The sequence below is a fragment of the Bradyrhizobium sp. Crot121 genome (genome assembly GCF_059512385.1).
Map to the genome: position 1 here is coordinate 324,939 of NZ_JCAMOR010000002.1, position 13,418 is coordinate 338,356.

At 63.2% G+C, this 13,418-nt stretch carries 11 protein-coding genes; 4 read left to right on the forward strand and 7 right to left on the reverse strand.

The window, feature by feature from the left end; all coding sequences use genetic code 11:
- Positions 1-44: 44 nt before the first annotated feature.
- From AC5ZGW_RS03640 to AC5ZGW_RS03665, 6 genes are all read right to left on the reverse strand, one after another.
- Positions 45-887: a hypothetical protein gene (locus AC5ZGW_RS03640; RefSeq protein ID WP_130228865.1), complete on the reverse strand. Its 843-nt coding sequence runs from the start codon at positions 885-887 to the stop codon at positions 45-47.
- A 463-nt stretch (positions 888-1,350) separates the two neighbouring features.
- Positions 1,351-1,857 carry a P-loop nucleotide/nucleoside kinase family protein gene (locus AC5ZGW_RS03645; protein ID WP_130228864.1) on the reverse strand — a complete coding sequence of 169 codons (507 nt, stop codon included), beginning with the start codon at positions 1,855-1,857 and terminating at the stop codon, positions 1,351-1,353.
- Positions 1,858-2,082: 225 nt separating this feature from the next.
- Positions 2,083-2,514 (reverse strand): CBS domain-containing protein, encoded by a 432-nt coding sequence (locus AC5ZGW_RS03650; protein WP_130228863.1) that lies wholly within the window; start codon positions 2,512-2,514, stop codon positions 2,083-2,085.
- 256 nt (positions 2,515-2,770) lie between these two features.
- Positions 2,771-3,208 (reverse strand): VOC family protein, encoded by a 438-nt coding sequence (locus AC5ZGW_RS03655; protein ID WP_130228862.1) that lies wholly within the window; start codon positions 3,206-3,208, stop codon positions 2,771-2,773.
- A 108-nt stretch (positions 3,209-3,316) separates the two neighbouring features.
- On the reverse strand, positions 3,317-3,751 hold the full coding sequence (locus AC5ZGW_RS03660; protein WP_130228861.1) for a glutamine amidotransferase-related protein: 435 nt from the start codon (positions 3,749-3,751) through the stop codon (positions 3,317-3,319).
- Between the two features lie 18 nt (positions 3,752-3,769).
- On the reverse strand, positions 3,770-4,855 hold the full coding sequence (locus AC5ZGW_RS03665) for a substrate-binding domain-containing protein (RefSeq protein ID WP_130228860.1): 1,086 nt from the start codon (positions 4,853-4,855) through the stop codon (positions 3,770-3,772).
- A gap of 119 nt (positions 4,856-4,974) precedes the next feature.
- Here AC5ZGW_RS03665 and AC5ZGW_RS03670 point away from each other — a divergent pair, with 119 nt between their 5' ends.
- The 4 genes from AC5ZGW_RS03670 to AC5ZGW_RS03685 all read left to right on the forward strand — a co-directional run bounded on the left by AC5ZGW_RS03670 (position 4,975) and on the right by AC5ZGW_RS03685 (position 11,987).
- Entirely contained in the window at positions 4,975-6,459 is a 1,485-nt protein-coding gene (locus tag AC5ZGW_RS03670) for an aldehyde dehydrogenase family protein (protein ID WP_165435466.1), read from the forward strand.
- A gap of 225 nt (positions 6,460-6,684) precedes the next feature.
- Positions 6,685-7,524, forward strand: coding sequence for an aldo/keto reductase (locus tag AC5ZGW_RS03675; RefSeq protein WP_130228858.1), 840 nt, complete (start codon positions 6,685-6,687; stop codon positions 7,522-7,524).
- Between the two features lie 212 nt (positions 7,525-7,736).
- A complete protein-coding gene (locus AC5ZGW_RS03680; protein WP_496113863.1) occupies positions 7,737-8,693 on the forward strand; it encodes a DMT family transporter in 957 nt (318 codons plus the stop codon).
- Positions 8,694-8,906: 213 nt separating this feature from the next.
- Positions 8,907-11,987 carry an autotransporter outer membrane beta-barrel domain-containing protein gene (locus AC5ZGW_RS03685; protein ID WP_130228869.1) on the forward strand — a complete coding sequence of 1,027 codons (3,081 nt, stop codon included), beginning with the start codon at positions 8,907-8,909 and terminating at the stop codon, positions 11,985-11,987.
- A gap of 474 nt (positions 11,988-12,461) precedes the next feature.
- On the opposite strand, the gene ppk2 is transcribed toward AC5ZGW_RS03685, so the two are convergent.
- Positions 12,462-13,382 carry a polyphosphate kinase 2 gene (gene ppk2 / locus AC5ZGW_RS03690; RefSeq protein WP_130228856.1) on the reverse strand — a complete coding sequence of 307 codons (921 nt, stop codon included), beginning with the start codon at positions 13,380-13,382 and terminating at the stop codon, positions 12,462-12,464.
- Positions 13,383-13,418: the final 36 nt, after the last annotated feature.

Consider the following 13,418-nt stretch of genomic DNA (forward strand, 5'->3'; position numbering starts at 1 on the left):
CCAGTCAAGGCAGCCTCCGCGCCGGTGCGGTCAGTCCACCGAAGCTACGCCGTGACGCTTTCCTGCGCGGGCGTCTTTGCGGGCTTGACGATCGTCGTCGGGGTTCTGAGCCATGCCTCTTCGGTAACGGCGATCATGGAAGGCTGATCGATGATACCGATCGAGTCCCATGTGAACATCGCATAGCCGAGCTTTGTACCGTCGACACCGGCCGGCACGGTGACCTGAAGCTGTTGTGCGAGCCAGTTGAGCGAGCCGTATCCGCAAAGGCTGACGCAATGGTCCTCGTTGGTGTCCTTGTTGAATCCAAGGGCAAACCATCCGGTCTTGCCGTTCGTTGAGTTCCATGCGGTCTGGATTTGGGTTGCGGCAACGCCAATCTTGACCGGACCTGTCGCAATTGCGCTGTTTAACGTGGAGGGATTCGTCCAGTCGACCGAATAGATCTGGCCGTCATCATAGATGTGCCGGTTCTGATGGAAGCCGTTTGTCTGCATCCAAAGCATCACCTGATGCAGATAGGCCCCCTCCAGCACCCCATGTTTCGTCGCCCATCGTATCACTTCGTTGTCCGAAATGAAGATTTCCGGATTGTGACACGCCTTCGCGAACGCTTCTTCGGCAGTGACGCAATCGCCGTGATCGAAATTGCCCCAAGAGGACAGCCTGTGAGGGATCGTGATGAAATGGGGAGGTGCCGCTGCAAGGCCAACGACACTATGTGGAGTGGCGGCTGCCAAAACGCTCCTCGGCGTGGGAGTCGCTCCGCGTTTGGGATATCTGCCTTGTCCGCTTCCTCCAAGCTGAATTGCCATGGTAGTCTCCGTTTGCTGAAATGAACTTCGATTATTTCCGCTTAGGCTCCATTGCTTCGTCCTTCGGTCCACGCTGAGCATCCTCGTGCCGCTGCTGGTCCGGCGAAGAGTCTGTCTCCTTGCCTTCCTGATCGTCGGCTGTGTCGGATGCGTCAGGGTTGTACTTTGGTGCTTTGTCGCGCACCTCTTTCGGCGTAGGGAAAGCACCCCGCTTCGGAGTGGGAGGTTTGCTGTTCATGTCTTACCCCTTTCCTGGGGAAGCCCTCCGGCGACCGTCGCATCCCATTCTGTCGATGGTTGATGCGCTTAGATCAAAACATGATCGCGCTGGTTGCATTGTGAGCCCGTTCACAGCCACAACGTTTTTATTGGATGCGATGCTTTCCGCAGCTTTGTCGACGCGGGGGAATATCACCTAGGCAAGCTTTAGGCTCTCGGCGTCTGCTTGAAATCGCTGTTCCTGTGCTGTCAGCTGCGTCCGGCCATCGGCCTCATCGAGCTTTGAGCTTTTCCGCTTCGGGGCGAATAGCGGTTGTCATCCACGTAGGAGTTCGAGAGCCTCTTCCACGCACACCTCCAAATTGCGATGTGCTGTGTCGATAACAAGACGATCCCGATTCCACTTGTCGTAGGAGCGGATGGTGACCGCATCCCAGTCGGGCAACGCCAGTCCCACAATGTCGCTTGATCTTGTTTCAATTCTCCGACGGTGCTCGAAGGAATCGCTACACACGACTTCGAGCCATTTAACTTCGGCTCCGGTACGTTGCGCTGCCGTCTCCCAACCGTCCCGTGCCTCCTGACAGTCGTTTACACAGTCCGCGATTACGTCCAAGCCGAGAGCTAAATTGTCGGCGGCGATTGCTTGGGCTGCTCGGTAGCTCCAGTCAAAGAGATCGCTCGGCGCTGTACCCGATGCCCAGATCGCCTGATCCATTGAGTCGATTCGTAGCCAAATGGCTCCGCAGCGCCGCGCCAGATACTGCGCAATGCTTGACTTGCCGACCCCAGGCAAGCCCGCCAGCGCGATAAGCCTCGCCATTGCACCCTCGACTTTTACCAATCAGTACACGCGATCCCAAGATCGCTCAACTTCGACCCTTTTTATGTGAACCGCGAACGTGTCCAATGAGTCACGGGCGGAAGCGAGCCTTCGTTCCGAGCTGTGCCAGGTGCCGGCTCCATTGGCCTGGCGCGAGCCCGGCGATGCCCATATGAAAGCGCGCCGGACGATTGACAGCGCACCTATGAGCCGCCGCCCGGGCCGTCAACGCGCTGCGTGGTAGACGTCACGCAGAATTTTCGTCTCAAGCTCCAGATCCTCGAGTCGATCTTTGACGACATCGCCGATGCTGATGATGCCGGCCAGCTTGCCAGCGCGCAGTACCGGCATGTGGCGCACGCGATGGTGCGTCATCAGTTTCATCACGCGATTGACACTCTCGTCTGGAGACACGGTGGTCACACCGCATTGCATGATTTCTTTGACCAGCATCGACCCGGCTGTCTGGCCATAGCGAGAAAATGCATGAACGATTTCACGTTCGGAAATCAGGCCGAGAACAGAGTCCTCACATGTCACCACGAGAGCGCCAATATTCTTTGCGCGGAGCCAGTCTGCCGCCCTCTTGATGCTGGCGTCCGGAGCTATTGTCGTAACCTCGGTGCCCTTCCGCCTCAGAATGCTTTCGATGGTCATAGTTTCCTCCCATCGTGCGGCCTAGCCGCCTATTTCATCCCGCCCCCGCAACAGGGGCCACGTACCATGGCATCCATTCTCCTCGATTAGGAGCATCAGCCTATCATATTGGCAGCAAGCAGTCAGCGAGTATCGGGGCCGCGGTGTAACGACGGCAGAGGCCGTCGGTTGGAGGGATGGACCTCGAACAGGCGGGGCGGCCTCGGGCGCGCTCGCCGAAATTGGTCACTCTTCGCCGTTTGTCTTCGTATTGCGCTCAGCCGAGTTCTTGGGCGAGTCCGATCAGAAGCCCTTCAGGCCCACGGATGTAGCAGAGCCGATACGCGTCTTTATACTGGACTACGTCGCCTACGAGCTGCGCGCCGCGCGTGCGGAGCCTTTCAAGCGTCTCGTCGATGTCGTCCACGGCGAACATCACGCGGAGGTAGCCTAGGGCATTGACCGGGGCGTTCCGGTGATCTGCGACGACAGGCGGCGTGAGGAAGCAGGAGAGCTCGAGCCGGCTGTGGCCGTCCGGTGTGCGCATCATGGCAATCTCGACACGCTGATCGCCCAGTCCGGTGACACGTCCGGCCCATTCTCCTTCGATCGTGGCACGCCCTTCGAGCTCGAGGCCGAGTTCGCGAAAGAAATCAATCGTCCCTCCGAGGTCTTCGACGACGATTCCTACGTTGTCCATCCGCTTGAGCGCCATGTGTCCAATCTCCAAGGTGTTGTTCCAAGGTGTCGCCGAGTCCAACAACGGACGCTTGAGGTGCCCCCAACACCGGCGGCCGTCTGGGTCCGATTCATGCTGTCCACATCAGAAGCTTGAATCATGGACCGCCTCAAACCGCCACCCCGTTTTTAACGCCGACAATTCGGCCGCGTGGCCGACATACCACTCTTCCAGCTGACGCCGGTCGGCCTCGAGATGGAGCTGGAGCGCAAGCGCGTTCTGCCGATAGGCGGAGGCCTGGTTCTCGTAATTGGCGTTTGAAGCGAGCCTCACAGCTTGCTGCGGAAGATCGAAAGTGTCGCCGTGCCAGTGCAGCACGGTCGGCCCTTTCCCGAGGCGGCGCAGGCAGGACGAGGCGCCTTCGCCCGTGAGGTCGATGGTTCCCCAGCCGATCTCCTTGGCATGGCCGGCGAATACGCGGCTGCCGAGCGCGCGTGCCATGAGCTGGGCACCGAGGTAGATCCCGAGCGTCGGCAGGTCCTGCTGCAGCCGGTGCTCGAGCAGTGCAATTTCGGCCAGCGAACGGCCGGCGCGGCCTCAGCGATCAGAGTGCATGCGTTCCAGGAAATCCTTCACGCCACTGACCTTGCCGGTTTCGGAGGCAACGTAGCCGGGAAGGGCGTCGATGGCCTTGTGGAAAGCGCCGCTCTTCATGATCTCGAGCAGGCGCCGCATCGGCTCTGACTCGAGGAACGCCTTCTTGCAGACGAAGAAATAATCTTCCGTCAGTAGCCGGATGAAATCGAGCCCGAATTGGCGGGCGGCCGCTTCGACGCCGAAGCTCGCATCCGCCATGCCGCTGGCGACATAGGCGGCAACGGCGGCATGGGTGAATTCCATCTGCTGTGCGCCATTGATCCTGCTCTCGGCAATCCGGTGCAGTGCCAGCAGCTGGTCGAAAAGCTGCCTTGTGCCCGAATCGTGATCGCGGTTGACGAAGCGCGCCTTGCGATCGACCAGATCCTTCAGTGAGCTGATCTTGAGCGGATTGCCGCGCTTGACCATCAGGCCCATTTCGCGCGTGACGAAACTGATCACGCGGTCCTCGCGCGGATCGAGCCAGTCGCGGCACGCCTTGATGCCCTGCGCGCGCAATTCGCCGCGTGGCAGGTGCACGCCGGAGAGGTCGCAGGCGCCCTGCGCCAGCGACACCAGCGAGTTTTGGTTGCTGACATAGCGGAGGTCGACGCCCATGCCGGGCTCGCGGTCGAGGAATTCACGCAGCTTTGACACCGCAAAACCGTGGCTCGCATGAACGCGGATCACCGAGGGACGCTGGTGCAGGAACGGCTTGATCTCCGTGACCAGCTCCTGCGCGAGGTTTTCGAGTTGCGGGCCAAGGCGAGCCTGCATGCGCTCGCCGGCCCAGACCAGCTTCTCGCCGAACGGCGTCAGCTTCGAGCCCTTGCCGCGCTGGGTCTCCACCAGCGGCACGCCGAAGAACTCCGACCATTGGTCGATCAGGTTCCAGACGTGGCGATAGGACAGGTGCGCGTCAGTGGCCGCGCTGGAGATTTTCCCGGTTTTGCGGATCTCGTTGAGGATGCCGAGGATCACCACAGCCGTCTGCGGGCTGCCTTCGCGGTGAAATCGCCAGATGGTTTCAATCTCGATGTGCAGCATCGTCGAAGCTTCTCATTATGAAATGAACTTCATATTTTCGCGAGCCATAGGCAGAACATATCATATTTACTGTGGGGCCTATGCTCCTAGGTTTGGTATACCAACCAGGAGGAAATATGATGTCAATTGCATATGACTATGCGCAGGAGGCCCTCGGCCGTTCCGCCGCCCCGGAAGAGTTGCTGCTGATCGACGGCGCCCGCGTCCCGGCCATCTCCGGACGCACATTCAAGTCCCTCAACCCCGCGACCGAGGACGTGATCGCGACGATCGCGGAAGGCGGAGCGGCGGACGTCGATCGCGCTGTCGCTGCCGCGCGCCGCGCTTTTGAGGGACCATGGCGCACCATGCGCGCCGCCGAACGTGGGCACATCCTTCTGAAATGGGCAGAGCTCTTGAAGCAGCATGCCGACGAGATCGTCGAGCTCGAGAGCCTCGATGCCGGCAAGCCGATCGCGGCGGTGCTGCGGCAGGACTTTCCGGCGGCAATCGACACGCTGACCTATTACGCCGGCTGGGCCGACAAGATCGGCGGCGATGTGGTGAGCACGCGCGACGATGCGCTCACCTACACGGTCCGCGAGCCGGTCGGCGTGGTCGCCGCGATCGTGCCCTGGAATTTTCCGCTGATGATCGGCATGTGGAAGCTCGCGCCGGCACTGGCTTGCGGCTGCACCATCGTCATGAAGCCGGCCGAGCTGACCTCGCTGTCGGCGCTCCGGATCGGCGAGCTCGCCCTTGAAGCCGGCCTGCCGCGCGGCGTGCTCAACATCGTCACCGGCCCCGGCCGCATTGCCGGCGAGGCGCTGGTCAATCACCCCGATGTCGACAAGGTCACGTTCACCGGCTCGCCCGGTGTGGGTCGCGGTATCATGCGCGGCGCAGCCGGCAATTTCAAACGCGTGTCGCTGGAGCTCGGTGGCAAGTCGGCCAACGTCATCTTCGAGGACGCGAACCTCGATGCCGCGGCGAAGGCTGCGGCCGCCGGCATCTTCTTCAACGCCGGGCAGGTCTGCTCGGCCGGCTCGCGTGTCCTTGTACAGGAGAGCGTCTATGACGAGGTGGTCGAACGCTTGGCCGCACGCGCAAGCGCGCTCCGCATCGGCGATCCCCAGGACCGCGCCACGGCGCTCGGACCGGTGATTTCCGACAAGCAGATGAAGACCATTCTCGATTACGTCGACATCGGCAAGCAGGAAGGCGCGTTGCTCGTGACCGGTGGCGAGCGCGTCGGCGATCGCGGCTATTTCATCAGCCCGGCTGTGTTCGCCAATGTGAAGCACGAGATGCGGATCTCGCAGGAGGAGATCTTTGGGCCCGTCGTCAGCGTGATCAAGTTCAAGGACGAGGCCGATGCGCTTCGGATCGCCAACGGCACGGCCTACAGCCTCGCCGCCGGTGTCTGGAGCAGCGACATCGGCCGCGTGCAGCGCTTTGCCAAGCGCGCGCGGGCCGGCACGGTGTGGATCAACACCTATGGCTACACCGATGTGCGGTTGCCCTGGGGCGGCGAGCGCGATTCAGGCCTCGGCCGCGAGCACGGCATCGCCGCGATCGACAATTTCACCGAGCCAAAGGCGGTCTGGATGAACCTCAACGTCTGACGGCGACATGCATGCGCGCGCCACAAACTCCGCTGTCGTCCCGGGCTTGACCCGGGACCCATGACCACAGGACTTGATGAGATGCGTGGCTGTAACTGCTTGCTCGCGCCACAACATCTTCCTGTGGTTATGGGTCCCTGCTTTCGCAGGAACGACAGGGCGTATTGCCGCGACATCGCCCCACCAATCGTCTAGGGTTGGTCGTCCCCGATGAGCGAGGCGATCATGCGCACCAAAAAATTCGGCCACCATGGCCCCAATGTCTCCGTGATCGGGCAGGGCACCTGGTATCTCGACCGCGGCGACCGCAAGGCGGCGGTGGCGGCGCTGCGCCGTGGCATCGAGCTCGGCATGACCCATATCGACACTGCGGAGATGTATGGCGACGCCGAGCTCGTGATCGCGGATGCGATTCAAGGCCGGCGCGACGAGTTGTTCCTGGTCTCGAAAGTCCTGCCCAGCAACGCCTCGCGCCGCGGCACCATCACTGCCTGCGAGCGCTCCCTGAAGCGACTGAAGACCGACCACCTCGACTGCTATCTGTTGCACTGGCGCGGATCCTATCCGCTGGAGGACACCGTCGCGGCGTTCGAGGAACTGGTCGCCTCCGGGAAAATACGGTCCTGGGGCGTCAGCAATTTCGACGCCGATGATCTCGGCGAGATCCTGGAAGTTTCGGGTAAGGGCAGGATCGCCTGCAACCAGGTGCTCTATCATTTGCAGGAGCGCGCGATCGAGCACGCCGTGATCCCCTGGTGCGAGAAGCACGGCGTTGCCGTGGTCGCCTACTCGCCGTTCGGCCACAATGATTTTCCCTCGCCGCGGAGCAAGGGCGGCGAGGTGCTGCAGAAGATCGCCGAGGCGCACAACGCCACGCCGCGACAGGTTGCGCTGGCTTTCCTCACCCGCGCGGCTTCCGTGTTCTCAATCCCCAAAGCGTCGAGCACGGAGCACGCCGCTGAGAATGCGGCGGCCGGCGATCTCGTGCTCAGCGCCAGCGAGATCGAAGCTTTAGACAAGGCTTTTCCGCGCGGTCCCAAGCCGCGAAGTTTGCCGATGCTCTAGCGATAGCGAACACGATTCTTAACAAAGTGTTGCAACCTTCGTGGCGTGCGGCCGCGCACATTCGCGCATATCGGAGTCCTGTTTTCAGACCTTGTCGCGCGCCGCCATTTGGCGTTTTTTAGAGGCTCGCAGATTCGCTTATTTGTGCCTCCGAGATTGCCGTGACACCGCCCCCCGCCGCAGCCGCCAGGCTGGACAGCGCATCTTTGCCATTGCCTGCAAAGAAATCTTCGCCTGCGAAGAAATCCGTCTCCCGCAAAGCCCCCGCGCGCGCCGATCGGCCATTCAAGGGCATCGCGCTGATCCTGCTGTCGACGATTTTTCTCGGCACGTCCGACGTCACCTCGAAATATCTGTCGGCGACGCTGCCATCGATCGAGATCACCTGGATGCGCTTCTTGGTGTTCGCGCTGATCATGTCGCCTGCGATGCTGCCGGGCTCGCCGCTCTTTGCGCTGCGAACCGGCCGGGTCGGCTTGCAGTTCCTCCGCGGCGCGACGCTGCTCGGCTCGTCGCTGTTCTTCATCTCCGGCTTGGCCTTCCTCCCGATCGCGGAAGCCTCCGCCACCGGCTTCGTGGCGCCACTGTACGTCACGGCGCTGTCGATCGTTTTCCTGGGCGAGAAGGTCGGCCTGCGGCGCTGGATCGCGACCGCGCTCGGCCTCATCGGCGTCCTCATCATCCTGCGGCCCGGCACCAGCGCGTTCCACGTCGCCGCCTTCTTCCCGCTGCTGTCGGCCTTCTGCTGGGCTTCGACCTTGATCATGACGCGCATGATCAGCGGCCGCGATGCCGCCATCACCACCATGACCTATTCCGCCATCGTGGGCTTCGCGATCATGAGCGTCATGGTGCCGTTCGCCTGGGTGACGCCGAGCTGGCACGACATTCTTCTCGGCATCCTGGTCGGCGTGGCCTCGACCGCGGGCCAGTGGATCGTGGTGCTGGCTTTCCGCTATGCCGATGCCTCGGTGCTGGCGCCGTTCTCCTACACGCAATTGCTGTGGGTCAGCCTGCTCGGCTTCTTCATCTTCGGCGAGGTGCCGAGCATCTGGACCGTGATCGGCGCCGCCTTCATCGTCGCGTCCGGCCTCTACACCGCCCACCGCGAGCGAATCCGTCGCTCGCAGCTCCTGACCGTGCCCGGCGAGCCCTCGCCGAACGCCTGACTTCGTGCGCGGAGTGAGACGTATCGCCGCGCAATCGTTGCGACAGCGCCACAGTCGCGCCGCGAAAGCTCGGCGATCAGCCGCCTTCCGCCGGATTCTTGCCACCGGTCGGGAAACCGCATGCTACCTCAGTTCCAGGGAAGCGCCGTGAGGCGCGGGGAATGAGGGGGCGTTGGCGTGTGGTTTCGGTTGCCTGCCGGTCTCGGCGCGCACATGGCTGGCGTGGCGGCGATCCTGGCTGGCCTGTGTCTGTCGACCGTAGCGGCGCATGCGCAATGCCTGCCCGATTCGGCGACGAGCGGCCAGACCGTCACCTGCAGCGGGTTCCTCCCGGATGGCTTCGAGGCCGGCGCCGGCGTCAACAATCTCACCGTCACCGTGCAGTCGGGAGCAATCCTCAACGACAACGGCACGGCGGCGGTCGGTCTCAACGACTCCAACACCGTCATCAATAACGGCACGCTGAATCCGGATCCCTCGCGGACTGGCCTGAGCGCCGGCAACTCGAACACCGTCACCAACAACGGGATCATCTCCGCCATCTCGAACGGAATCGCGATCTCGGTCGGCGACGGCAACGTCGTCACCAACAGCGGCGCGATCTCTGCGGGAACACAGGGCACCGGCATCTTCGCGGGTCAGAACAACACGATCATAAACGCCGCGACGGGCTCCATCACGATCGGTGACGAGGGCAGCGCCATCTTCGTCGCCGGCAACAGCACGGTGACGAATGCCGGCACCATCACAATGGGTGTTTCGCTCTCGCCCTTCGGAGCCATTAGCGCGATAAACGACAACAACACGCTCATCAACGCCGCAGGTGCCAGCATTGCAGTCGGCGACGGTGCTGCCGGCATGTCCGTGCAGGGCAACAATGCCGTGATCAGCAACGCCGGCTCCATCACGCTGCGCCAAGCAGGCATCGGCCTTGCCGTGCAAGGCGATGACGCGAGGGTCACGAACAGCGGATCGATCACCGGCGCGGACGGCGCCGTCGGCATCTACGGTGTGGGCGACCGTCCCGCGATCACCAACAGCGGCGCGATCCACGTCGGCATGTTGGGCTACGGCATCGTCTTGTTCCCCAACTCTCTCAGCGCGTCCGGCACGATCACCAACACAGGCAGCATTGTCGGCGACGACAGCGCGGTTGGCATCTTCGCGGTCGGCGATTCCGTCACCGTCACAAACGCGGGCACAATCACCGTCGGAAACGGCGCGCCGGCCGCCGGCATCAACGTCTCGACTGCCGGACCTGCCGGCACCAACCAGGTCATCAACACCGGGACCATCAATGTCGGCAGCGACGCCGTCGGCATCGTGGTCAACGGTGGCGGCTCTGTCTTCAACTCGGGCACCATCAACGCCGCCGCCGGTTTCGCTGCGATCGAATTCTGCGGCTGCGCCCCCGGCTCCGCCAGTGTGCTGACGCTTGGCCCGGGTAGCGTCATCCACGGCCTGGTGCTTGCCAACGGCAGCGACACCTTCCAGCTCGGCGGCACCGGAACAGGCACGTTCGACCTCAGCCTGATCGGACCCGGCAATCAGTATGATGGCTTCTCGACCTTCAACAAGGTCGACAGCTCGAAATGGACCGTGACCGGCACCGGCGCGCAGGATTGGAACGTGCTCGGCGGCACGCTCGCGGTCGATGGCGTCATCAACGGCAGCGTGGCGGTCAGCGCCGGCGGCGTGCTCTCGGGCATCGGCACGGTCGGCAACACCGTGATCGCAAGCGGCGGCGCGTTCATGCCGGGCAATGCGGTGCCAGGCGCCTCCACCACGGTTGCCGGCAATCTCGCGCTGCAGTCCGGCGCGCTCTATCTGGTGCAGCTTAGTTCTACCGCATCCTCCTTCGCCCACGTGACCGGCACCGCAACGCTCGGCGGCTCCGTCGCCGCCAGCCTCTCGCCCGGCAGCTCGATCTCGAAGCGGCCCTATACGATCCTGACCGCGGATGGCGGCCTTGGCGGGACGACATTCAGTGGCCTCAGCGTGTCCGGTCTGCCCGGCGCACTCACGGCCGCGCTAAGCTATGACGCGACCAATGCCTACCTGACGTTCGGCCTCGACTTCGGCGCCAAATCCAATCTCAACATCAATCAGCACAACGTCGCCAACGCGCTGACCAACTTCTTCAATGCCAATGGCAGCATTCCCTTGCCGTTCGCGTCGCTGACGCCGGCCGGCTTGACGCAAGCCTCCGGCGAGGTGGCGACGGGATCGCAGCAGGCGACCTTCAACGCGATGAACCTGTTCCTGGGATTGCTGACCGATCCGTTCATCGCCGGCCGCGACGGCGGCTCCGGTGACGGCGCGGGCGCAACGCCCTTTGCCGATGTGGACGGCGCCAACGCCTACGCCTCGACGCGCACGGCGCGCAGCAAGCGCGAACGCGATGCCTATGCTGCCGTCTATCGCAAAGCGCCTGCCGCGCCGCCGGGCTTCGATCCGCGCTGGCGCGTGTGGGCCGCAGGCTTTGGCGGTTCGCAGACCACGGACGGCAACGCCGTGCTCGGCTCGAACAACGCGAGCAGCAGCGTCTATGGCACCGCCGTCGGTTTCGACTATCGCGTCTCGCCGTCGCTGCTCGCAGGGTTTGCGCTTGCCGGTGGCGGCACCAATTTCAGCGTCAACGGCCTCGGCTGGGGCCGCTCCGACCTGTTCCAGGCCGGCGCATTCGCGCGCACTACCACAGGCCCGGCCTATCTCTCCGCCGCATTCGCCTATGGCTGGCAGGATGTCACCACGGACCGCTTCGTCACCGTCGCAGGTGTCGACCATCTCCGCGCGGAGTTCAACGCCAACACCTATTCCGGCCGGCTCGAGGGCGGCTATCGCTACGCCACGCCGTGGCTGGGCCTCACGCCCTACGCCGCGGCGCAGGTGACGATCTTCGAGCTGCCGAACTACGCCGAGGCCGTGGTCTCCGGCGCCAACGCCTTTGCACTGAACTACAGCGCCAAGAGCGTCACCGACACGCGTACCGAACTCGGCCTGCGCGCGGACAAGTCGTTCGCCGTCGAGGACGGAATAGTGACGCTGCGCGGCCGCGCCGCGTGGGCGCATGACTTCAATCCGGACCGCGCCGCGAGCGCCGTGTTCCAAACGCTGCCGGGCGCAGCCTTCGTCGTCAACGGCGCGGCGCAGGCGGCCGATTCCGCGCTCACCACGGCGTCGCTGGAGATGAAGTGGCTGAACGGCTGGTCCGCGGCCGGCACCTTCGAAGGCGAATTCTCCGGCATCAGCCAATCCTATGCCGGCAAGGGCGTCGTGCGCTTTTCCTGGTAGCCGTCTACTTGCCTCGCCCCGCTTGCGGGGAGAGGCCGGATCGCATCGACAGATGCGGTCCGGGTGAGGGGCTGTCTCCGCGGATTGGTCTCTTACCGTCTGCGCGGAGGCACCCTCACCCCAACCCTCTCCCCGTAAGAACGGGGAGAGGGAGAAGAGTCGTAGGGGCGGGCAAAGCGCAGCGTGCCCACCATTCCAGGTGGAATGCTGGCCTCACACCGCTGTCGTCCCTGCGAAAGCATGCGAAAGCAGGGACCCAACCACAGGCAGTGGTACGAGCAAGCGATTGCAGCGGAGCACAATACAAACGCCTGTGGTTATGGGTCCCGGGTCAAGCCGGGACGACGCCGTCATTGCGAGCCACCGGGTCGGCGCGAAGCGCCGCCCGATAACAGGCTCCGCGAAACAATCCATCTCTCCACTCGCGGCGGTATGGATTGCTTCGTCGCTTACGCTCCTCGCAATGACGGTTCGCTAGAACGCCGCCGGGACGTACATCTCCGGCGGGACCGGACCGCGATGATAGTCAGGATTGCGGACGCGTGGCGGCAGCACGACCGGGATGTGCTGCACCGATTGATACGGAATCTGGCTGAGCAGATGCGAGATGCAGTTCAGCCGGGCGCGCTTCTTGTCCACGGCATCGACGATCCACCAGGGCGAGTCGGGCAGGTGGGTGTGCTCCAGCATCGTCTCCTTGGCCTTGGTGTACTGCTCCCACCGCGACCGCGCCTCGACGTCCATCGGGCTCAGCTTCCATTGCTTCAGCGGATCCTGGATCCGCATCGTGAAGCGGAATTGCTGCTCGTCGTCGGTGATCGAGAACCAGTACTTGATCAGGATGGTGCCGGAGCGGATCAGCATGCGCTCGAACTCAGGCACCGACTTGAAGAATTCCTGGTATTGCTCGTCGGTGCAGAAGCCCATCACGCGCTCCACGCCGGCGCGGTTGTACCAGCTCCGGTCGAACAGCACGATCTCGCCGCCGGCCGGAAGATGCGCGACATAGCGCTGGAAGTACCATTGGGTCCGCTCCCGCTCGCTTGGCGCCGGCAGCGCCGCGACGCGGCAAATGCGCGGGTTGAGGCGCTGGGTGATGCGCTTGATCACGCCGCCCTTGCCGGCGGAGTCACGTCCTTCGAACAGGATCACGACCTTCTTCTTCTCGTGCTGCACCCAGTCCTGCAGCTTCACGAGCTCGCCCTGCAGCCGTAGCAATTCCCGGAAATAGAGCTTGCGATCGAGCACAGGCAGGCCGGCCCGCGCGACGTCGTCGAGATCGTCCAGCCGCGTATCGTCGAGTTCGAGCTCGAGTTCCTCGTCAAGATTGTCGGCGATTTCCTGGTTGATGCGCTCGCGCAGGGCGGCTTCGTCGATCGGAGTGGATGTGGTCATGGAGTGCTGTCTCTCGGCTGCTCACAGTCGGGATGT

Bases quoted from the DNA above. Each gene is read 5' to 3' on its own strand.
- AC5ZGW_RS03650 (WP_130228863.1), bottom strand. From the start codon at position 2,514: ATGACCATCGAAAGCATTCTGAGGCGGAAGGGCACCGAGGTTACGACA.
- AC5ZGW_RS03645 (WP_130228864.1), bottom strand. From the start codon at position 1,857: ATGGCGAGGCTTATCGCGCTGGCGGGCTTGCCTGGGGTCGGCAAGTCA.
- AC5ZGW_RS03675 (WP_130228858.1), top strand. From the start codon at position 6,685: ATGCGCACCAAAAAATTCGGCCACCATGGCCCCAATGTCTCCGTGATC.
- AC5ZGW_RS03685 (WP_130228869.1), top strand. From the start codon at position 8,907: ATGGCTGGCGTGGCGGCGATCCTGGCTGGCCTGTGTCTGTCGACCGTA.
- ppk2 (WP_130228856.1), bottom strand. From the start codon at position 13,382: ATGACCACATCCACTCCGATCGACGAAGCCGCCCTGCGCGAGCGCATC.
- AC5ZGW_RS03655 (WP_130228862.1), bottom strand. From the start codon at position 3,208: ATGGCGCTCAAGCGGATGGACAACGTAGGAATCGTCGTCGAAGACCTC.
- AC5ZGW_RS03665 (WP_130228860.1), bottom strand. From the start codon at position 4,855: ATGCTGCACATCGAGATTGAAACCATCTGGCGATTTCACCGCGAAGGC.
- AC5ZGW_RS03670 (WP_165435466.1), top strand. From the start codon at position 4,975: ATGTCAATTGCATATGACTATGCGCAGGAGGCCCTCGGCCGTTCCGCC.